This window comes from Hydrogenophaga sp. NH-16 (genome assembly GCF_004006415.1).
Taxonomy (GTDB): Bacteria; Pseudomonadota; Gammaproteobacteria; order Burkholderiales; family Burkholderiaceae_C; genus Hydrogenophaga; species Hydrogenophaga pseudoflava.
The window spans coordinates 3,538,266-3,558,143 of record NZ_CP029344.1 but is presented as its reverse complement, the minus strand read 5'-3'; the positions used below and the strand labels follow the sequence as shown (position 1 = coordinate 3,558,143).

General features: G+C 70.6%; 17 protein-coding genes and 1 pseudogene. 7 read left to right on the top strand and 11 right to left on the bottom strand.

Annotation, left to right across the window (positions count from 1 at the left end):
- Positions 1 to 15 precede the first annotated feature (15 nt).
- Positions 16 to 981 (bottom strand): tripartite tricarboxylate transporter substrate-binding protein, encoded by a 966-nt coding sequence (locus DD542_RS17135; RefSeq protein WP_127806471.1) that lies wholly within the window; start codon positions 979 to 981, stop codon positions 16 to 18.
- A 132-nt stretch (positions 982 to 1,113) separates the two neighbouring features.
- On the opposite strand from DD542_RS17135, the gene DD542_RS17130 reads away from it, so the two are divergent.
- Positions 1,114 to 1,617, top strand: coding sequence for a MarR family transcriptional regulator (locus DD542_RS17130; protein ID WP_164868421.1), 504 nt, complete (start codon positions 1,114 to 1,116; stop codon positions 1,615 to 1,617).
- A gap of 11 nt (positions 1,618 to 1,628) precedes the next feature.
- Here the strand turns inward: DD542_RS17130 and DD542_RS17125 are convergent, their stop codons facing one another.
- Positions 1,629 to 2,222, bottom strand: coding sequence for a glutathione peroxidase (locus DD542_RS17125; protein ID WP_127806469.1), 594 nt, complete (start codon positions 2,220 to 2,222; stop codon positions 1,629 to 1,631).
- 66 nt (positions 2,223 to 2,288) lie between these two features.
- The gene (locus tag DD542_RS17120) at positions 2,289 to 3,248 is read right to left on the bottom strand and encodes an ornithine cyclodeaminase family protein (protein WP_127806468.1); all 960 of its coding nucleotides are present in this window, start codon (positions 3,246 to 3,248) and stop codon (positions 2,289 to 2,291) included.
- 89 nt (positions 3,249 to 3,337) lie between these two features.
- On the opposite strand from DD542_RS17120, the gene DD542_RS17115 reads away from it, so the two are divergent.
- Positions 3,338 to 3,922, top strand: a complete 585-nt coding sequence (locus tag DD542_RS17115; RefSeq protein ID WP_127806467.1) for a hypothetical protein — start codon at positions 3,338 to 3,340, stop codon at positions 3,920 to 3,922.
- Here the strand turns inward: DD542_RS17115 and DD542_RS17110 are convergent.
- The 6 genes and pseudogenes from DD542_RS17110 to DD542_RS17085 form a co-directional block, all read right to left on the bottom strand.
- Positions 3,880 to 5,016 (bottom strand): MFS transporter, encoded by a 1,137-nt coding sequence (locus DD542_RS17110; RefSeq protein ID WP_241559807.1) that lies wholly within the window; start codon positions 5,014 to 5,016, stop codon positions 3,880 to 3,882. The two genes, DD542_RS17115 and DD542_RS17110, sit on opposite strands and share 43 nt — an antisense overlap.
- A gap of 148 nt (positions 5,017 to 5,164) precedes the next feature.
- Positions 5,165 to 5,242: pseudogene (locus tag DD542_RS24015) on the bottom strand (hypothetical protein); the annotation flags it as partial.
- A gap of 28 nt (positions 5,243 to 5,270) precedes the next feature.
- Entirely contained in the window at positions 5,271 to 5,552 is a 282-nt protein-coding gene (locus tag DD542_RS17100; protein WP_066157473.1) for a hypothetical protein, read from the bottom strand.
- 16 nt (positions 5,553 to 5,568) lie between these two features.
- Complete coding sequence (locus DD542_RS17095) at positions 5,569 to 6,003, bottom strand: hypothetical protein (RefSeq protein WP_079364257.1); 435 nt, start codon at positions 6,001 to 6,003, stop codon at positions 5,569 to 5,571.
- On the bottom strand, positions 6,000 to 7,322 hold the full coding sequence (locus DD542_RS17090) for a hemolysin family protein (protein WP_127806466.1): 1,323 nt from the start codon (positions 7,320 to 7,322) through the stop codon (positions 6,000 to 6,002). Before DD542_RS17090 ends, DD542_RS17095 begins: the two co-directional genes overlap by 4 nt.
- Positions 7,323 to 7,408: 86 nt before the next feature.
- The gene (locus tag DD542_RS17085) at positions 7,409 to 7,720 is read right to left on the bottom strand and encodes a hypothetical protein (protein ID WP_127806465.1); all 312 of its coding nucleotides are present in this window, start codon (positions 7,718 to 7,720) and stop codon (positions 7,409 to 7,411) included.
- Positions 7,721 to 7,786: 66 nt separating this feature from the next.
- Between DD542_RS17085 and DD542_RS17080 the strand changes: the two genes are divergently transcribed.
- The 4 genes from DD542_RS17080 (at position 7,787) to DD542_RS17065 (ending at position 15,239) form a co-directional block, all read left to right on the top strand.
- A complete protein-coding gene (locus DD542_RS17080) occupies positions 7,787 to 8,839 on the top strand; it encodes a DMT family transporter (RefSeq protein WP_241559581.1) in 1,053 nt (350 codons plus the stop codon).
- A gap of 372 nt (positions 8,840 to 9,211) precedes the next feature.
- Positions 9,212 to 10,741 (top strand): BCCT family transporter, encoded by a 1,530-nt coding sequence (locus DD542_RS17075; RefSeq protein ID WP_127806463.1) that lies wholly within the window; start codon positions 9,212 to 9,214, stop codon positions 10,739 to 10,741.
- A gap of 211 nt (positions 10,742 to 10,952) precedes the next feature.
- On the top strand, positions 10,953 to 13,040 hold the full coding sequence (locus DD542_RS17070) for a sensor histidine kinase (protein WP_127806462.1): 2,088 nt from the start codon (positions 10,953 to 10,955) through the stop codon (positions 13,038 to 13,040).
- Positions 13,041 to 13,145: 105 nt separating this feature from the next.
- A complete protein-coding gene (locus DD542_RS17065; RefSeq protein ID WP_127806461.1) occupies positions 13,146 to 15,239 on the top strand; it encodes an ATP-binding protein in 2,094 nt (697 codons plus the stop codon).
- Between the two features lie 14 nt (positions 15,240 to 15,253).
- Here the strand turns inward: DD542_RS17065 and DD542_RS17060 are convergent, their stop codons facing one another.
- On the bottom strand, positions 15,254 to 16,324 hold the full coding sequence (locus DD542_RS17060; protein ID WP_127806460.1) for a patatin-like phospholipase family protein: 1,071 nt from the start codon (positions 16,322 to 16,324) through the stop codon (positions 15,254 to 15,256).
- Between the two features lie 4 nt (positions 16,325 to 16,328).
- Complete coding sequence (locus tag DD542_RS17055) at positions 16,329 to 17,423, bottom strand: calcium/sodium antiporter (protein ID WP_127806459.1); 1,095 nt, start codon at positions 17,421 to 17,423, stop codon at positions 16,329 to 16,331.
- 116 nt (positions 17,424 to 17,539) lie between these two features.
- On the opposite strand from DD542_RS17055, the gene dinG reads away from it, so the two are divergent.
- Positions 17,540 to 19,840 (top strand): ATP-dependent DNA helicase DinG, encoded by a 2,301-nt coding sequence (gene dinG / locus DD542_RS17050; RefSeq protein ID WP_127806458.1) that lies wholly within the window; start codon positions 17,540 to 17,542, stop codon positions 19,838 to 19,840.
- Positions 19,841 to 19,878: the final 38 nt, after the last annotated feature.

The window sequence follows — 19,878 nt, the reverse complement described above, 5'->3', positions numbered from 1 at the left end:
AAAAAAACGGGAAGGTCAGTCCAGCTGCACGCCGGTGGCCTTGATCGGGCCTTCCCAGCGCTTGAGGTCGGCGGCCTGGGCGGTGGCCAGTTCGGCCGGGGTCGAGCCCACCGGCTCGTAGCCCTGCTCGAGCAGCTTGGCGCGCAGCGCGGGCGTGCGCACCGCCTTGGCCACGGCGGCGCTGATCATGTCGCGCACCTCGGGCTTGAGGCCGGCCGGGCCGTACATGGCGAACCAGGCGGTGGCGACCATGTCCACGCCCTGTTCCTTGAGCGTGGGCACCTCGGGCACCTGCGGGTCGCGCTGCGCGCCGGTCACGGCGAGGATGCGCACCTTGCCCGAGCGGTGCAGCTCGGCGGTCTCGGTGACCACGTCGAACTTGTACTGGATGTGGCCGCCCAGCAGCGCGGTGTTGGCCGGGCCGCCGCCCTGGAAGGGCACGTGCGTCAGTTCGGCGCCGGCCTTCTGGCCGAACATCACGCCCATGAAGTGCGGCAGCGTGCCCGAGCCGGGCGTGCCGTAGGTGGCGCTGCCGGGCGCGGCCTTGGCCTTGGCCAGCATCTCGGCCACGGTCTTGGCGCCTGCGGACGGGCCGGCCACCACGCTGAACTGGAAGTGCGCGATCTGCGAGATCGGCGTGAAGTCGGCCACCGCGTCGTAGTCCAGCTTCTTGTAGACGTGCGGGAACAGCACCATCGGTCCGCTGGGCAGCAGCACCACGGTCTGGCCGTCGGCGGGCGCGCGCTTGACATGCGAGAGCGCGATGCGGCCGCCCGCGCCGGGCTTGTTCTCCACGATCACCGACGAGAAGTCGTTCTTCAGGCCCTCGGCCAGCAGGCGCGCGAGCAGGTCGGCCGAACCGCCGGGCGGAAAGCCCACGACGATCTTCAGCGGCGGTTTGTCCTGCGCCAGCGCGGGCAGGGGCAGCACACAGAGGGTGGCGAGCGCGGCGGCGGCGCCCAGCAGGTGGCGTTTGTTCATGGTGTGTCTCCGGTTTGTCGTATGTCAAACGGGTTTGCCCCGCTGCAGGTCCGCATGCTAGGCAGCGACAATCAATTGCAGAAATCAATCGTTCCCGGTGTTTTCCCTGAGCCCTCTGCCGACCCGCCACCCATGAGCGCCGACGACCCGCTCCAGCACCCGCAGCAGCAGAACGACCTGCTGCTCTACCGCCTCTACCGCATCCACGCCACGGCCGGGCCACTGGTGGTGCGCATGTGCGAGCGCGACTACGGCATCACGCGGCGAGAGTGGCGCGTGCTGTCCTGCCTGGCCGACGTGGAGGGTGTGCAGTCGTCCGAACTGGCGGTGCGCGCCATGCTAGACCGCGCCCGCACCTCGCGCGCCATCACCAGCCTGGCGGACAAGGGCCTGCTGCGGCGCGAACCCAAGCCGTCGGACCGGCGCGAGGTGCACGTGTACCTGACCGACGAGGGGCGGCGCGTGTACGGCGAGGTGTTCCCGCGCATCGCGGCGATCCAGCGCGAGCTGCTCTCCCCGTTCAGCGACGCGGAGCGCCGGCGGTTCAGCGAACTGATGGCGCGGCTGCAGGCCAGCGCTTCGCGGTTGAACCCAGGAGGCGACCTGCTGCCGCCCCTCGAAGACGCGCCCGACTGAACCGCCTCAGGTCAGCCGGTTTTGAGCGCCGCCTCGATCGCCTGTATCAGCGGTGCACTGCCGGGCTCCACCTCGCTGGCGAAGCTGCGCACGGTCTGGCCGTCGCGTGCCACCAGGTACTTGTGGAAGTTCCAGCGCGGCACGGCGCCGGTGGCCTTGGTCAGCTGCTCGTAGAAGGCGTTGCGCCCGGTGCCCCTGACCACGGTCTTGGCGAACATCGGGAACTTCACGCCGTAGGTGTTGAAGCACAGCTCGGCGATCTGCTTCGCGTCGCCCGGCTCCTGCTGGCCGAAGTCGTTGGACGGAAAGCCCATCACCACCAGGCCGCGCGCCGCGTACTTCGCGTGCAGCGCTTCCAGCCCTTCGTACTGCCTCGTGAAGCCGCAGTAGCTGGCGGTGTTCACCACCAGCAGCACCTGGCCCGCGTACTGGCAGAGGTCTTGCGGCGCCTCGTCCTGCAGGCGCGGGAAGCGGTGCGCCAGCAGGGGCGGGCAAGCGGCGGGGCGGGCCGTCTGGGCGTGGGCGGCGGGCCAGGCGTGCGCCAGCAGCGCGGCGCCCAGGCCCAGCTGGACATCCCGGCGGTTGGGGTGGCGGTTCGGGTGCATCGCGGCATTGTCCGGTCGCGCGCTTGACCCTGATGCCGGCGCGGGCGGGTGCAGAAGGCGGCGGTCTCAGCCGCGCGACTCGCTCACCAGAATCGCGGCGGCCAGGTCCTCCAGCGCGTTACCGACCGACTTGAAAACCGTGCGTTCGCCCGGGCTCTTGCGGCCGATGGCGACCCCGCGCGAGAGCGTGGTCAGCGTGCCGCGCACCTCGTTGGCGCTGAAGACGCCGTGCTGCATCGGCACCAGCAGGTCGCCGCTCTTGGTCAGGGCCTCGTCGGTGTCGACGAACACCCGTGCGTGCTCGAAGCAGGCGTCGTCGGCCTCACGCATCGCGGGGGTGAACGAGCCGATCAGGTCCAGGTGGGCGCCCGGCGCGAGCCAGCTGCCGCGCACCACCGGCTCGTTGGCCATGGTGGCGCAGCTGACGATGTCGGCCGAGGCGCAGGCGCCGGGCAGGTCGGTGTTGGCGCTGGCCGAGAAGCCTTCGCGCGCGAGCTGCGCCGCCAGCGCCTGCGCCTCGCTCTCTCGGCGGGCCCAGACGGTGACGTGTTCGATCGGGCGCACGGTCTTCCAGGCCGCGGGCAGCAGCCGCGCCACGCGCCCCGCGCCCACCAGCACCAGGTGCTTGGCCTCCTCGCGCGCGAGGTAGGAACCGGCCAGCGCCGAGGCCGCCGCGGTGCGGCGCGCGGTGATGACGTCGCCGTCCATCTGCGCCAGCGGCACGCCGGTGCGCGCGTCGAACAGCAGGTAGGTGGCGTGCAGGCCGGGCAGGCCGCGGCGCGCGTTGCCGGGCGCGATGTTGACGATCTTCACGCCGTAGTGCTTGCCCGGAATCCAGGCCGGCATGATCAGCGAGGTCACGCGCCGGCCGGCGGCGTCCTGGCCGGCCTCGCCCAGCGGGTTGACGATCTCGTGCACATGGCGCGGTGGCGCCTCGCAGCCGCCCGCGAAGCGTTCGCGCAGGGCGGGGATGAGGCGGTCGAAGGGCAGGGCGGAGCGGGTGGCGTCGGCGTCGAAGAAGTGCATGCGGCGATGGTAGCGGGGCCGGCTGCCTTGAAGATGAAACGGGATAATCCGGCGCTTCTCCGCGGCTTGTCCGCGCAGGCTGAGTCCTCATGAAACGCCACACCATCCGGGCCGCTTCGGCGGCTTTTCTTTTTGCGGCCCTCGGCAGCGCACAGGCCGCCGACCGCAAGGGCCACACCCTTCCCACGCGCGACGGCCGCTGCGCGATGTGGATCACCGCCGAGGCCGACCCGCCGCCGGGCGAAAGCACCACCTGGAGCGGCGACTGCCGCAACGGCCTGGCCCAGGGCGTCGGCACCCAGGAGTTCGTGCGCGCCGACCGCAGCCGCCTGCGCTACACCGGCCCTGTGCGCGACGGTCGCTGGCACGGCCGGGGCCGTTTGCAGCACTTCGCCGCCGACGGCCGGCTGCTGCACGTGGTCGAAGGTATGTTCGAGCACGGCGTCGAGCAGGGGGTGTTCAACGAGCTGTTTCTGGAGCATCCCCAGAACGGTTCGCTCGACGCCATCCGCCAGACCGGGCGTGCGGTCGGGGCCGACGGCGTGCAGGTGCAGCAGTTCTACGTCGACGGTGCCGCGGTGCTGATGTGCGCACCCGACGCCGACTGCCTTCGGGAGGCTGCGGCCGAAGGCTACGAGATCCGGGAGGCCGGCCCGGGCGAAGCACAGCGCTGAAGCAGCAGGCCGCCCAGCGCCAGCGCGCTGAACACCGCGCCGGCGTGGAAGGTGAAGGACGCGCCCAGCCGGTCCCACAGCACACCGGCCACCACGCTCGCCAGCAGCAGCGCCCCGCCGCTGACCAGGTTGAAGAAGCCGAAGGCCGTGCCGCGCAGGTCGGCCGGCGCCGTGTCGGCCACCATGGTGGCCAGCAGGCCCTGCGTCATGCCCATGTGTACGCCCCACAGCGCCACACCGGCCAGCAGCGTCCACCAGTGCGTGCCGCTGGCCAGCACCAGATCGGCCGCGATCAGCACCACCAGGCCCAGCGCCAGCAGCGTGCGGTGGTCCATGCGGTCGGCCAGCCGGCCGAAGGGATAGGCCGAGGCCGCGTACACACCGTTCATCGCCACCATCACCAGCGGCACCAGGGCCAGCGGCACACCGCTCTGCTCGGCCCGCAGCACCAGAAAGGCCTCGCTGAAGCGCGCCAGCGTGAACACCGCGCCCACGCCCACCACCCACCAGTAGCCGCCGCCCAGGCGGTGCAGGTTCTCGCTCCGGATCGGGTTGCCGCGCCGCTGGCCCGCGGGCCGATCGGGCTCGCGCACCCCGGCCACCAGCAGTGCCACCGCCAGCAGGCCTGGCACCACGGCGACCCAGAACACGGCGCGGAAGTCGTTGGCCCACAGCAGCATCAGACCCACGGCCAGCAGCGGCCCGAGAAAGGCGCCCACCGTGTCCAGCGACTGGCGCAGGCCGAAGGCGGCCCCGCGCATGTCCGGCGGTGCGATGTCGGCCACCAGCGCGTCGCGCGGCGCCCCGCGCACGCCCTTGCCCACGCGGTCCAGCAGGCGCGCGGTGAGCACCAGGCCCATGCCCGGCGCCAGCGCGAACAGCGGCTTGCTCAGCGCCCCCAGCGCGTAGCCGGCCACCGCCAGGCCCTTGCGCCGGCCCCACCAGTCGCTGAGCACGCCCGAGAACACCTTGACCACCAGCGCCGTCGCCTCGGCCAGCCCTTCCACCAGACCCACCACCAGCGCGCTCGCGCCCAGCGTGCCCACCATGAACAGCGGCAGCAGGCTGTGGATCATCTCGGAGGAGATGTCCATGAGCAGGCTCACGAAGCCCAGCACCCAGATGGCGGCGGGCAGCTTTCCGCGGGTGACGGTGTGGGGATTCACGTGCGGGCTGTGTTCATTGTTCAGTGCGGCTGGAAGGCGATGATGGCCATGCCCGCCAGCGCCACGGCGCCGCCGGCCGCAGCCACAGCCAGGGCAGGTAGCAGCCGATGATCTCGGCCAGCGCGGTGGCGAGGTAGAGCAGCAGGGTTCTCATGCGCCGGATTGTCGCGCCCGGTGGCGACTCACACGGCCACGAACAGCACCAGCCAGAACACGCTTGCGCCCAGCACGATCTTCGGCCGCTGCGGTGCCGACCAGATCGAGGACACGATCAGCAGGTTGTAGGGCAGCGGCAGCAGGTGCGCGAGCAGCACCCACTGGATGGGCGCGTCCTGCGACAGCAACGCCAGTGCCAGCCCGGTCATGAGCAGGTTCAGGCTGGTGCCGACGACCAGCAGGTCGCGCCAGAACAGGGTGCGCCAGCCGACGAGGCCGTGCCAGCGCTGTGCAATGAAGGTCTTCACGGCAGGCAGTATGGCCTCAGCAGGTGCTGGGCAGGTACTCCAGCAACCACTTCATCTGCGTGGCGGTGGTCCACGGGACGCCGTGCATCACGGTCTGGCCCGGGTCGCCGGAGCCGCCGCTGCGGTGCAGGGCGACGCGGTAGCTGTCGCTGTCCGGTGCTTTGGTGGCGACCGCCCGCGCGCCCTTGAGCGGCAGCGTGCGCGATTCCCGGCCATCCGCCGGGCGGCGGGCGTGCACCTCCAGCACGCAGCCCTCCAGCATGGCGAAGCGGGCGGGGCTTTTCTGCTGCTTCCCTTTGACCACCTGGTTCATGGCCTGGATCGCCTCGGCCTGCCCCATGCCGTAGTGCAGGGTCACGACCTCGGACCGGTCGGGGTAGCCTTCGGCGCAGGCGCCCAGCAGCAGGGCCACCACCACGGGCAGGAAGGCCGTGTGAATGCCGCGGGTCATGGCGCCACCACCTCGTCGGTGCCTTCCGGCGCGTCCGGGTCGCGGCGCGTGGCCAGCACCTTGTCGATGGTGCGGCCGTCCATGTCCACGATCTCGAAGCGCCACAGCTCCCACTCGACCTGGTCGCCTTCCCTGGGCAGGCGGCCGGTGAGCAGCATCATCAGGCCGCTGAGTGTGTGGTAGCGGCCGCGTTCCTCGTCGGGCACGGTGTCCAGCGCCAGCCGGTCCTTCAGCTCGGGCACCGGGATGTGGCCGTCCAGCAGCCAGCTGCCGTCCTCGCGCTGCACCGCCCACGAGGTTTCCGGGTCGCGCGGGCTGAACTCGCCGGTGATGGCCTCGATCAGGTCCTGCAGCGTGACGATGCCCTGCACCTCGCCGTACTCGTCGATGACGAAGGCCATCTGGCCGCCCGACTGCCGGAAGTTGTCCAGCAGCTCCATGCCGGTGATGGTCTCGGGCACGTACAGCGCCTCCTGCAGCGGCTGGTTCGCCAGCTCGCGCTCACCGCCGCGCAGCGCCTGCGAGAGCCACTTGCGCGCGTTCACCACGCCGGCCACGTGGTTCATGTCGCCGCGCACCACCGGGAAGCGCGCATGGTCCGAGGCCTCGACCCGCGCCATGTTGACCTCGAAGCTCTGGTCCAGGTCGAGCACCACCACGTCGCTGCGCGGCACCATCAGCGAGCCGATCTGCCGGTCGTCCAGCCGGAACACGTTGCGCACCATGGTGTGCTCGTGCGACTCGATCACGCCCGCGCTGGTGCCTTCTTCGAGCATGGCGTGGATCTCTTCCTCGGTCACCGCCGCGCCGCTGTTGTCCTTGATGCCCAGCAGGCGCAGCAGCGCCTTGGTGGAGACCGACAGCAGCAGCACGAAGGGCTTGGTGGCGATGGCCAGGGCGTTGATGGGGCGGGCCATGAAGCGGGCCAGCATTTCCGGGTTGGACTGGCCGATGCGCTTGGGCACCAGCTCGCCGACCACGATGGAGAAGTAGGTGATCAGCACCACCACCAGGCCGGTGGCGCCGAGCTGGGCGACGTTCCCGGCCACGCCCAGCGAGACCAGCCAGTGCGCCAGCGGCCCGGCCAGCGCCGCCTCACCGACGATGCCGTTGAGCACGCCGATGGAGGTGATGCCGATCTGGATGGTGGAGAGAAAACGCGTGGGGTCTTCGCCGAGCTTGAGGGCCGCCGCGGCGGCGCCGTCGCCTTCGTCAATCAGTTTTTGCAGACGCACCTTGCGGGCGGTGACGAGCGCGATTTCGGACATGGCGAACAGGCCATTGAGCACGATGAGCGCAAAAAGCAAGGCAATTTCCATGAGGAACGGGTTCCATGGGACACGCCCGCGAACGCGCGGGCAGACGGGAGAACAAGGGGGCAGGCGGGCGGATGCCGCGCCCGCGGTCAGGCGCGCGCGGAGCGCTGGGGAGGGCGGTCGGGGCCGTTGGGGTCCGGGTCGTCCCGGGTGCCGAACACCCAGGGCGTGGCGGGCAGTGGCGGGTGGGACACCCTGAGCACGGGGATGGCGCGCAGCGGGCCGTCGGGCATGTCGGGCGCGTCGTCGGTGAGCCCGTGCTGCACGCTGGAGCCGAGCCCGTCGACGTCGGCGGTCAGGGCGGACTCGGTGAGGTCCGGTGGCGGCAGGTGCAGCGTGAAGCCGCCCAGGCTCAGCAGGAAGTGCAGGGCAAACAGGGCAACGAGGCACCGGCGGAACATCGCGCAATTATAGAAATGGGGTGCGGCACCGTCTGGGCTCGGTGGGGCGCCGATACACTGCGGCGCGTGATCCCCGCCACCCTCTCCCCCGTGCTGCGCGGCGGCCTGCTGGCCCTGCTGGCGGCGGCCCTGTTCGGTCTGAGCACACCGCTGGTGCAGCGTTTCGGCCAAGGTCTGGGACCGTTTTCCACCGCGGCGCTGCTGTATGGCGGCGCGGCGCTGGTGGCGGTCTTCACGCGACGGCGCGCTTCGGTGGAGGCGCCGCTGCGCCGCAGCGACTGGCCGCGTCTGCTGGCGATGGTGGGGGCTGGCGCGGTGCTGGGGCCGGTGGCGCTGGCCTGGGGGCTGCAGCGCACCAGCGGCGCCAGCGCCTCGCTGCTGCTCACGCTCGAAGCCGTGTTCACCGCGGTGCTGGCCTGGCGCTGGTACGGCGAGGTGCTGGACGGGCGGGTGAAGTCGGCGGTGGCGCTGCTGCTGGCCGGCGGCGCGCTGCTGGTGATCGACCAGGGCCTCACGGGCCAGGTGCAGTTGCTCGGCCTGCTGGCGGTGGCCGTGGCCACGGTGGCCTGGGGCGTGGACAACACGCTTTCGCGCGGCGTCGCCGACCGCGACCCGGGGCAGGTGGTGCTGGCCAAGGCCGCGCTGGGCGCAAGCGTCACCACCGGCATCGCGCTGGTCTGGGGCGAGCCTCGGCCCGGGTGGACGGCGGTTGCGGCGCTGCTGGCCGTGGGCGCGACGGGCTACGGTCTGAGCCTGCGCTTCTACCTGCTGGCACAGCGCCACTTCGGCGCGGCCCGCACCGGCTCGGTGTTCGCGTTTGCGCCCTTCATCGGCGCGCTGGGCGCGTTCGCGCTCGGCGAGCGTTCGGCCAGCCTGCTGTTGCTGGGCGGCGGGGCACTGATGGTGGCGGGGGTGCTGGTGCACCTGGCCGAAGACCACAGGCATGTCCACGAGCACGAGGCGCTGGACCACGAACACGCCCACACCCACGACGACGGCCACCACGACCACACCCATCCGGTGATGCCCCAGGGCGCACACAGCCACCCGCACCACCACAGCCCGCTGCGCCACAGCCACCCGCACGCACCGGACCTGCACCACCGGCACAGCCACTGAGCGGGCCGCATCTCCGTGCCGGCCACTCAGGTATGTGAGCACGGGCTCACGCGCTGAAGCACATCCGCGCACAATACGGCCCTCGTTCATGACGGCATGGCCGGCGCCCCCCTTGCGCTGGCGGTGCCGGTCCTTGCTGACAGCCCCGGCTCAGCGTGCTGCAATGGCACCGCTGCCACCGCCCCGAAGCGCCCCGCATGGGCCAGGCGGGCCGGGCGACACCGTCACATCGGGCCGGACCGCCGCCGTCTTCTGGCTTGATTCCCCGGCTGCGCCGGCACCCGCACCACCCAGGCTCGCACCTGAGCGGTGCCGTGCCGTCTTACTGCGTTGCAGCCGAAGGGTGGGCCGTTTTCCCGGAGGAGGAATCTCATGCAACTCATCGTGTCGGCCGGTCTGATCCTGGCCATTGTCCTGTGGGGCGTCATTGCCCCCGCGTCGCTGGGCGGCGTGTTCGACACCGCGCTGGCGGGCATCACACGCAACTTCGGCTGGTTCTACCTCTGGGTGGTTCTGGGCCTGGTGGTGATGGCGCTGATCCTCGCGGTCAGCCGCTATGGCGATCTCAAGCTCGGCGGCGAGGACGACGAGCCGGAGTTCTCCATTGGCGCCTGGTTCGCCATGCTGTTCGCCGCGGGCATGGGCATCGGCCTGGTGTTCTGGGGCGTGGCCGAACCGATCTCGCACTATGGCGCACCGCCGCCGGGCATCGCACCCCACACGCCGGAGGCCGCCAACGCGGCCATGCGCTACAGCTTCTTCCACTGGGGGCTGCACCCCTGGGCGGTGTACAGCATCGTGGCGCTGGCGATCGCGTTTTTCCAGTTCCGCCACGGCGGCTCTGCGCTGGTGAGCACGGCGGTGGAAGCGCTGCCCTGGGCGCCGATGAAGAAACTCGGCCCGGTGGTGAACGTGTTGGCGGTGATCGCCACGGCCTTCGGTGTGGCGGCCTCGCTGGGCATGGGGGCACTGCAGATCAACAGCGGCCTGGCGGCGGTGATGGGGGTGCCGGTGAACAGCACCGCGCAGGTGGCCATCATCGTGGTCACGACGGTGCTGTTCCTGACCTCGGCCGTGACCGGGGTGAGCAGGGGCATCAAGTGGCTTTCAACCTTCAACCTGATCGTGGCGGGTGCGCTGGCGCTGGCGGTGTTCGTCCTGGGGCCGACGGTGGCGATCATCGACACCTTCACCAACACGCTGGGCAGCTACCTGAGCGAGTTCGTGCGCATGAGCCTGCGCATGACGCCGTTCCGCGACAGCGGCTGGGTGGGTGGCTGGACGGTGTTCTACTGGGCCTGGTGGGTGAGCTGGTCGCCCTTCGTGGGCCTGTTCATCGCGCGCGTTTCGCGCGGACGCACCATCCGCGAGTTCGTGCTGGGCACGGTGCTGGCACCCACGCTGGCGGCGTTCGTGTGGTTCTCGGTGTTTGGCGGCACGGCGCTGCACCTGGAAATCCTGCAGGACCTGCCCATCGCCGAAGCGGTGAGCGCCGACGTGTCCACCGGTCTGTTTGCCATGTTCGACCACCTGCCGATGGGGGGGCTGATGAGCGGCGTGGCCACGGTGCTGGTGCTGGTGTTTTTCGTGACGTCGGGAGACTCGGCCACGCTGGTGCTGGGCATGATGAGCACCGGCGGTCAGGAAAACCCGGGCGCGCGGGTGAAGATTGTCTGGGGCCTGCTGGTTTCGGGCATCGCCATCAGCCTGCTGCTGGCCGGTGGCGTGAAGGCGGTGCAGACGGCGACCATCGTGTTTGCGCTGCCGTTCGCCGTGGTGATTCTGCTGATGGCGCTGGCGCTGTGGCGCGGCGTGCGCGAGGACTGGAACGAGGAACAGCGGCGCGACCGCGCGATGCGACGGCGCATGCGCGACATGGTGGACCGCACGCCCGCGCCCTGACAGACGGACTCAACTTGCACCACTTCGTGACGAAATGAACGGTAGGGGGCGCTGATATCGGCTGCGCGTAAGGTTCGCGCACCAGAATCAGCCCCGCTCGCCAGCCGCCGGGTTGGTGTTCGTACATATAAAGAGAGATCGTCGTTGTGGATTGGTGCATTGCGTCCGCGCGCCCCGTGGGGTGCCGGGATCGTGGCGTGAGGGTGTCGCCTTGAAGGCGCTTTCCCGCTCCTTTGCGCTGCTGGTCGCGTTGTTCACGGTGGTGGCGGCCGGTGTGCTGTGGTGGCAGTCGCTGCGCTCCCAGAATCAGCTGCGCGATCAGGTGCTGTTGCAGGCCGACCAGCGCAGCCTGCAGGTGGCCGATGCGATGGCCGGGCAGGTGCAGGCGCACCTCAACACCATGGACGTCACGCTTCGCACGCTGCGCGAACACTGGGTGCGTGAGCCGCGGGAGCGTTTCGACCTGCTGGCCAAGGACGCGCTGGCCAGCCTGCCGCCGGGCCTGGTCTCGCACGTGTCGGTGGCCGACGGCAGTGGCCACCTGGTCTACAACAGCCTGGGGCTGGACAACGGGGGCTATGTGGGCGACCGCGAAAGCTTCCAGTTGGCGCGCCTGGGCTCCGACCTGATGCGGGTGTCGGCGACGGTGCGTTCGCGCCTGACCGGGCGCTGGGTGTTTGCGGTGGACCGGCCGGTGCTGCGCCAGGGGCGCTTCGACGGCGTGGTCTACCTGGTGGTGGAGTCGGCCTACATCGCCCGCGAGCTGGGCAAGCTGGAACTGTCGGATCAGGACGTGGTGTCGCTGGTGCACGCCGACGGCCGCTACGTCGCGCGCAGCGAGGCCAACGAGGCGTCCGTGGGCAAACTGGTGCCCGCCGACCGGCCCTACCGCGCGCAGCCGGCGCTGATGCACGGCACCTACCGGGTCGACGATGTGATGGACCACGCGCCGCGCACCTACGGCTGGCACCGGCTGCCCGATTCGGGGCTGGTGGTGTCGGTCGGCCTGGCCGACGACTCGGTGCTGGCGCCGCTGGCGCCCGCGATGTGGCGCAACCTGCTGGTGACCGGGGTTTTGTCCCTGCTGCTGCTGGGTTTTGGCGGCGTGATCGTGCGCGACCAGCTGCGCATGGCGCGCAGCCAGCGCGCGCTGGCGCGCAGCGAGGCCGGGCTGAAGGAGGCGCAGCAGCTGGCGGGTCTGGGCAGCTGGGAATGCAATCTGGCCACGGGCCAGCTGCACTGGTCCGACGAGGTCTACCGCATCTTCGAGGTTGATCCGGCCATGGTGCGGCCCTCGTTTGAACGTTTCCTGGAGTGGGTGCATCCGGACGACCGGACGATGGTGAAACAGGCCTTCGACGGCTCGATCCGCGACCGCCGGACCTACAACGTGGTGCACCGGCTGGTGCTGCCTGGTGGGCGCATCAAGTACGTGCGCGAGCGCGGCGTGACCGAATACGAAGGCGACCGCCCGGCGCGCAGCAGGGGCACGGTGCTGGACATCACCGAGGTGCGCGAGGCGCAGCTGGCGCTGCAGCAGCTCAACGATGAGCTGGAGTCGCGCGTGAGCCGGCGCACCAGCGAACTGGCCCAGGCCAACCGCGAACTGGAGGCGTTCGCCTACAGCGTCTCGCACGACCTGCGCACGCCGTTGCGCAGCATCCACGGCTTTGCCTGCGTGCTGGAAGAGGAGGAGTCGGACCGGCTCTCCGACGCCGGTCGCCGGCACCTGCGCCGCATCCAGGACGGGTCGCGCCGCATGGGGCAGCTCATCACCGACCTGCTGTCGCTGGCGCACCTGGGCCGCGCCAAGATGGACTTGGCGCCGGTGGACCTGAGCGAGATGGCGCTGCAGCTGGCGGCCGAGTTGCAGCGCTCGGAGCCCGGGCGCGAGGTGGACTGGGACATCCAGCCGGGCCTGCTGGCCATGGCCGACCCGGGCCTGATGCGGGTGGTGCTGCAGAACCTGCTGGGCAACGCCTGGAAGTACACCGGGCAGACGCCGCAGCCACGCATCAGCCTGACCCGCGAACACAGCGCCGATGGCCTGGTGACCTTCTGCGTGCGCGACAACGGCGCGGGCTTCGACATGGCCTACGCGACCCAGTTGTTCCAGCCCTTCAAGCGGCTGCACGCCCACCACGAATTCGAGGGCTCGGGCGTGGGCCTGGCCACCGTCAGCCGGGTGGTCCGCCGCCACGGCGGGCAGGTGCGCGGCGAGGGGGCGGTGGGGCAGGGTGCCGCGTTCTATTTCTCGCTGCCCGAGGCGCCGGTGCTGGCGCCCTTGACAACCTGGTGAACCCAGACCGGTCAAAAAAGAGTACAAATCGATACATGTCCGTGGGGCCCACCCGCCGCCAGAGCACAGGGGGTTCCGTCTTCTGCGGACGCAACAGGGGGTGTCTTGATTTCTCGTCTGCGATCCATGGTCACGGCCGTGGCGCTGTTCACAGCGCTGGCCGTGCTGCTGCTCTGGGGACTGAGCCTGCAGTTGCAGCGTCAGTTGCGCGATCAGGTGCTCGAGCGCGCGCAGCTGCGCAGCCAGCAGCTGGCCGACGCCATGGCCGGGCAGATGGACACCAGTCTCGCGGTGCTGGACCTGGGGTTGCTGAGCCTGCGGACGGCGTGGCCCAAGTCCCGCGAAGCGTTCGACGAGGTCGAGCAGCAGGTGCTCGCCACCCTCCCCAGGGGGCTGGTGTCCCACCTGTCGGTGATCGATGCGGGCGGTACGGTGGTCTACAACAACCTGGGGGTGGCACCGGGCACCTTTGTCGGTGACCGGCCGCATTTCCAGGCGCTGCGCCAGGGCGGCGACCGGCTGGTGGTGGGGGAGCCGGTGCGTTCGAGGCTCACCGGTGAGTGGCTGGTCATCGTGGGGCGGCCCATGTTCCGCGACGGGGTGTTCGCGGGTGCGGTGCATTTCAATGTGCCATCCGAGCACCTGGCCCGGCTGTTGGGCCGGCTGGCGCTGTCGGACAACGATCTGGTGGGTCTGGTCCACCCGGGCGGGGCGTTCCTGGCGCGCAGCCTGGACAACGCCTCTGCCATGGGCCAGCAGGTGCCGCCAGACCGCCCCTTTCTGCAGGACCCCGAGGCAAGCCGGGGCACTTTCCGGGTCGATGGTGTGGTCGATGGCGTGTCGCGCCTGTTCGGCTGGCAGCGTCTGTCCAACAGCCGTGTGGTGGTGGTGGTCGGCCTGTCGCATGCCTCGGTGCTGGCACCGCTGGAGCACACGCGCCGGCAGGCGCTGCTGCTGACGGCGCTGCTCTCGATGGCGCTGCTGGCTGCGGGGGGCTGGATCGGCTGGCTGCTGCACAACCTGGAGCGCCAGCAGGAACAGGCGCGGGTGAACCGCCAGCAGATGGAAGAGGCGCAGCGTCTGGCGCGGGTCGGGCACTGGACCTACGACCCGGACACCGGGGCGACGACCTGGTCGCAGGAAATCTGCCGGATTTTCGGTCGGGACCCGTCGACGTTCCGGCCGAGCTTCGAGGGCTACTGGCAGCACGTGCACCCGCAAGACCGTGGCCAGCTGGAAGCGGCCGTTGCCCGGTCGCGGGCCTCGCACACCGACCTCGACGAGGTGCACCGCATCGTGCTCGCCGACGGCAGCGTGCGCTGGGTGCGCCTGCTCGCGCAGACCGATCCGGTCGCCAAGGGAACGAGCTACAGCGGCACCCTGCAGGACATCACCGAGTTACGCGAGGCACAGCTTGCGCTGGAGCGGCTCAACACCGAGCTGGACCGGCGGGTGAAATCGCGCACGCGCGAGCTGACCATGCTCAACCGCGACCTGGAGTCTTTCACCTATTCGGTCTCGCACGACTTGCGCACGCCGCTGCGCAGCATTCATGGCTTTGCGACCCTGCTGCAGGAGAGCGACGCGGACAAGCTCAGCGACGACGGGCTGGACGCGCTCAAGCGCATCCAGAGCAGCGCACGCCGCATGGGGCTGCTGATCAACGACCTGCTGTCGATGGCGCAGCAGAGCCGGGCCGAGCTGCGCACGCAGCACGTCGACCTTTCCGAGCTGGCGCGGTCTGTGGCCCGGGAACTGAGGCAGACCGATCCCGAGCGCCAGGTGCGCTGGGAAATCGCCGACGGCCTGTCGGCACAGGCCGACCCGGGTCTCATGACGGTGGTGATGCAGAACCTGCTGGGCAACGCCTGGAAGTACACCGGCCGCACCGAGGCGGCGCACATCGAGTTCTTCGGTCTGGGCGAGGCCGAGGGCATGGCGAATTTCTGCGTGCGGGACAACGGCGCGGGCTTCGACATGGCCTACGCCGACCAGTTGTTCCAGCCCTTCAAGCGGCTGCACCGGCTGGAAGAGTTCGAGGGCACGGGTGTGGGGCTGGCCAGCGTGCAGCGCATCCTGCAGCGCCACGGCGGCAGCGTGCGCGGCGAAGGAGCGGTCGGGCAGGGCGCGATGTTCTGCTTCAGTCTGCCGCTGGAGCCGGTGCGACAGTTCCTGGACTCCACGCCGGACCAGCGCTGAAGCGATCGCCCGCCTCAGCCGGAGTGCGTCGATGGCAGCGGGCAGGTCGAGCGGCGACCGATGTCCTGCGCGTGCGCCAGCAGCCAGTCGTGGGCGGCCTGGTGGCCGACGCGGTGCAGCTCCAGCAGGAAGCGGCGGCTGGTCTGCAGCTTGCTCGAGGCGCCGAACCGCGAGAGTTCGGCGTCGGCGTCCAGCCGGTGCAGGCGCAGGTCGTCGATGCGGCGGAACAGCGGGCGCTGGTAGCAGGCGTCGGGCCGGCCGGCGTCCTCGATCAGCTCCTTGATCAGCGCGATGGTGCGCAGCTCCTTGAGCAGGCTGGCGTTGAAGACGACTTCATCGGCGCGGTCGAGGATGTCGCTGGCCCGCGTCGGCACGGCGTCGCGCCGGCTCGGGTTGATCGGCACCAGCAGCAGGTCGTCGGCGTCGGTCTCGCTGATCAGCGGCATCAGGGTGGGGTTGCCGGCGTAGCCGCCGTCCCAGTACGCCTCGCCGTCGATCTCCACCGCCTGGAACAGCAGCGGCAGGCAGGCCGAGGCCAGCACCATGTCGGCGGTGAGTTCGTCCTGCCGGAACACGCGCAGCTCGCCGGTGGCGACGCGGGTCGCGGCGATGAACAGCTGGGTGTGGTGGCAGCTGCGCACCCGGTCGAAGTCGATCGTGTGCTGCAGGATGTCGCGCAGCGGGTTGAGGTTCAGCGGGTTGAGCTGGTAGGGTGAGAACTGGCTGCCCAGCGCCTGGGCCGCCTGCCGCCAGGGCGCGATCCAGGGTTGCAGCCAGGGGTTGTCGGGGCCGAGCACCGTGGCCAGCGGGCCGTGGTGCAGTGGGCCGAAGGGCGCGGTGTCGGCCACCTTCATCCAGAAGCGGCGCAGCGCGGCCTGGGCGCCGACGCGGCCGCCTTCCATCAGGCCGGCCGCCAGCGCGACGGCGTTCATCGCGCCCGCGCTGGTGCCGCTGACGCCGGCGATCTCCAGCCACTCCTCTTCCAGCAGGCGGTCGAGCACGCCCCAGGTGAAGGCCCCGTGCGAGCCACCGCCCTGCAGGGCGAGGTCGATGCGCTTGCGGGGCGGTGTTCGGTGGCTGGTCATGCGGTCAGTGTCCTCCGGACGGGGGGGCGGGTTTGCGGCCCAGCAGCGCGACCACCAGGGTGATCACGGTCAGCGGCACGACAAAACCCATCATCACCGCCGAGTAGGCGCCCAGCGCGGCGTGCTGCTGCGCGGCCAGGATCAGGTAGGCCACATAGGCCACGTAGTAGAGCAGGAACACACCGCCCTCCCAGCGCGCGATCTCGCGCCCGGTCATGAACACCGGCACGCAGGCCAGTGCCACCGCCAGCATCACCCAGATGTCGAAGTTCATCACCGACTCGGGCACCGCCAGACCGGTCGCGCCGGCGGCCACGCCGGCAATGCCCAGGCAGCCCAGGATGTTGAAGATGTTGCTGCCCACCACATTGCCCACCGCGATGTCGCGCTCGCCCTTGACGGCGGCCATCACCGAGGTGGCGACCTCGGGCATCGAGGTGCCGGCGGCCACGATGGTCAGGCCGATCACCACATCGCTCACGCCCAGCGACTGGGCGAACACCACCGCCGCGTCCACCAGCCACTGCGAACCGACCACGAGCAGACCCAGCCCGGCGGCCATCAGCGCCAGCTGCACCGGCAGCCGGCTGTCCCAGCTGCCCGGCGCCGCCGGCTGGACCTCGGCTGCGTATTCGTCGACCGCCGCCTGTGTTTCCCGTCGCGACTGCACCACCAGGAACACGGTGTAGGCCACCATCAGCGTGCACAGCATCACGGCGTCCCACAGGCCCAGCGAGCGGTCGAGCGCCAGCACCAGCAGCAGCAGGGAGATGCCCAGCATGATGGGCACCTCCTGGCGGATCAGCTGGATGTTGACCACCAGCGGCGTGATCACCGCCGACAGGCCGAGGATGAACAGCACGTTGAAGATGTTGCTGCCCACCACGTTGCCGATGGCCAGGTCCGTCCGGCCGTCCAGCACCGCACCGACCGAGACGGCCACCTCGGGGGCGCTGGTGCCGAAGGCCACGATGGTCAGCCCCACCACCAGGGGCGAGATGCCGAACGAGAGCGCCAGTTTCGACGAACCGCGCACCAGCAGTTCGGCGCCGGCGATCAGGGCCACGAGGCCCGCCACAAACATGCCCAGTGTCCACATCGGTTGCGCTCCTTGGGTGGTTGGTCCGGACGGCATGTTGCCACGGCGGCGGGCAGGCCCCAGGCGTGGGGTCTCCGGGCGGTCGGAGACAATCGGGGTCCTTTTTTCCTGGCCCGATGCCCTTGACCGACGAACCGACCGACCGACCCTCCGGACCGCTGGCGCGCGAAGCCCTGGCGTTGGGCGCTTTCGACCACGTGGTCTCGCGGCTGGACGGTTTCCGCGCGCGCGCCGGCCAGCGCGAGATGGCGGCCCACATCGCCGAAACCCTGAGCCTGGTCGACTGGCCCGCCAAACCCGAGAAGGGCGACGACCCGCCGCCTGCCGGCCCGCGCGCCATCGCGGTGGTGCAGGCCGGCACGGGCGTGGGAAAGTCGGCCGCCTACGCCTCGACCGTGATCCCGTTGGCGCTGGCCCAGGGCAAGCGCGTGATGATCTCCACCGCCACCGTGGCGCTGCAGGAGCAGCTGATCGCGAAAGACCTGCCGGCGCTGGCCGCGGTGCTGCCGCAGCCCTTCGTCTTCACGCTCGCCAAGGGGCGCGGGCGCTACGTGTGCCGCCTCAAGCTCGACCAGATGGCCGGCGGTGATGCGGCCACCTCGGACCTGTTCGGCGACGAGCCCGACGACAAGCCTTCCAGCGCTGACAAAGGCGACGCGCTGGAGCGCGTGTGGGCCGAGCGCGGACGGATCTACGAGCGCTGGGGCCAGATGCTCGACAGCGGCGACTGGGACGGCGACCGCGACCGCCTGGCCGAGCCGCCCGAGGGCGATGTCTGGACCCCGGTCGCGGCCGAGCGCCACACCTGCACCGCGCGCCACTGCCCCAGCTACAACGGCTGCAGCTACTACCGCTCGCGCGCCAGGCTGGCGCAGTCGCAGGTGATCGTGGTCAACCACGACCTGTTGCTCTCCACGCTGGGCCTGCACGCGCTGCCCGACCCGTCCGACTGCTACCTGGTGTTCGACGAGGCCCACCACCTCGGGGCAGTCGCGCAGGGCCAGTTCACCGAAAGCATGGACCTGATGCGCGGCGGCTGGCTGGACAAGCTGCCGCGCGCCGTGACCGACGTGGCCGGTGCCATCGCCCACCCGCTGGGCGTGGACGTGACCACGCTGGCGCGCGAGCTCAAGGCCGCGCAGGCCGAGCTGGCGCGGCGCGCGATGGCGCGGCTGGCCGAGTCGCCCGAGTGGCTGGCGCTCTCGGGCAAGCAGGGCGGCATGCGCCCGCGCAACGGCCGCGACGGCGGCGCCGGCTTCGAATTCAGCCTGCCCAATGCGACCGAACGGCTCGAAGGCGGGCTGCTGCCGGCCGACTGGGAAGAAACCGTGGGCCAGATTGCCACGCGCGCCGGGGCGCTGCTCAAGGAGTTCGAGTTGATCGCGGCGCAGCTCAAGGTGCTGGCGCGCGACGACCCCGGCGACGCGCCGCGCTGTGCCCAGCTCTACAGCCGCATCGGCACGTTCGCCCCGCGCCTGCAGCACATGGCGGCCACGGCCGAGCTCTGGCTGCAGGCCCCGGTGGAGGGCCAGGCGCCGCTGGCCAAGTGGCTCGAAGCCGGCATCCAGAACGGCCTGGTCACGCTCAGCGCCCACGCCTGCCCGCTCAACCCGGGCGGCCTGCTGCGCGCCCACCTGTGGAGCAAGGTGCGGGCGGCGGTCGCGACCTCGGCCTCGCTGGTCACCTGCGGCGGCTTCGACCACTTCCTGCACGAGAGCGGCCTGGCCTGGGACGAGGATGTGAAGACGCGCGAGGTGCAGAGCCCCTTCGACCACGCCAGCCAGGGCCGGCTGGTGGTGGTGCAGACGCAGCACGACCCGAAAGACGTCGAGGGCTATTCGCGCGAGATGCTCGACCTGCTGATGGACGACCTGCGCCACGTGAAGCGCGGCGCCCTGGTGCTGTTCACCTCCAAGGCGCTGATGAAGCGCGCGCAGGACCTGCTGGAGCGAGGGCTGCACAGCGAGCTTCGCGAGAAGGTGCTGGTGCAGGGCGAGTCCTCGCGCACGCAACTGCTCAAGCGCCACGCCGAGCGCGTGGCCGACGGTGGCGCCTCGATCCTGTTCGGCCTGCAGTCCTTCGGCGAAGGGCTGGACCTGCCGGGCGAGCTGTGCGAGTGGGTGTTCATCACCAAGCTGCCGTTCGCCTCGCCCAGCGATCCGGTGGGTCAGGCGCGCGCCGACTGGCTCAAGGCCCAGGGCCGCGATCCGTTCAGCGAGCTCGTGGTGCCCGCCACCGGTGCGCGCCTGCTGCAGTGGACCGGCCGCGCCCTGCGCACCGAGACCGACGAGGCGGTGGTGGTTTGCTACGATGCGCGCCTTTTGCGCCAGAGCTACGGCCGGCGCATGCTCAAGGGCCTGCCGCCGTATCGGCTGCAGCGGCGCGACGGCGACCGTCTGACCGAGGTGGCGCGTTGACCCCCTTCGCCGTGAAACAGCCCGTGCATGCCGCGCGG

What these genes read in the sequence shown, in the direction of transcription:
- DD542_RS17135 (WP_127806471.1), bottom strand. Translation starts at nt 981, where the DNA reads ATGAACAAACGCCACCTGCTGGGCGCCGCCGCCGCGCTCGCCACCCTC.
- DD542_RS17130 (WP_164868421.1), top strand. Translation starts at nt 1,114, where the DNA reads ATGAGCGCCGACGACCCGCTCCAGCACCCGCAGCAGCAGAACGACCTG.
- DD542_RS17125 (WP_127806469.1), bottom strand. Translation starts at nt 2,222, where the DNA reads ATGCACCCGAACCGCCACCCCAACCGCCGGGATGTCCAGCTGGGCCTG.
- DD542_RS17120 (WP_127806468.1), bottom strand. Translation starts at nt 3,248, where the DNA reads ATGCACTTCTTCGACGCCGACGCCACCCGCTCCGCCCTGCCCTTCGAC.
- DD542_RS17115 (WP_127806467.1), top strand. Translation starts at nt 3,338, where the DNA reads ATGAAACGCCACACCATCCGGGCCGCTTCGGCGGCTTTTCTTTTTGCG.
- DD542_RS17110 (WP_241559807.1), bottom strand. Translation starts at nt 5,016, where the DNA reads ATGGACATCTCCTCCGAGATGATCCACAGCCTGCTGCCGCTGTTCATG.
- DD542_RS17095 (WP_079364257.1), bottom strand. Translation starts at nt 6,003, where the DNA reads ATGACCCGCGGCATTCACACGGCCTTCCTGCCCGTGGTGGTGGCCCTG.
- DD542_RS17090 (WP_127806466.1), bottom strand. Translation starts at nt 7,322, where the DNA reads ATGGAAATTGCCTTGCTTTTTGCGCTCATCGTGCTCAATGGCCTGTTC.
- DD542_RS17085 (WP_127806465.1), bottom strand. Translation starts at nt 7,720, where the DNA reads ATGTTCCGCCGGTGCCTCGTTGCCCTGTTTGCCCTGCACTTCCTGCTG.
- DD542_RS17075 (WP_127806463.1), top strand. Translation starts at nt 9,212, where the DNA reads ATGCAACTCATCGTGTCGGCCGGTCTGATCCTGGCCATTGTCCTGTGG.
- DD542_RS17060 (WP_127806460.1), bottom strand. Translation starts at nt 16,324, where the DNA reads ATGACCAGCCACCGAACACCGCCCCGCAAGCGCATCGACCTCGCCCTG.
- DD542_RS17055 (WP_127806459.1), bottom strand. Translation starts at nt 17,423, where the DNA reads ATGTGGACACTGGGCATGTTTGTGGCGGGCCTCGTGGCCCTGATCGCC.
- dinG (WP_127806458.1), top strand. Translation starts at nt 17,540, where the DNA reads ATGCCCTTGACCGACGAACCGACCGACCGACCCTCCGGACCGCTGGCG.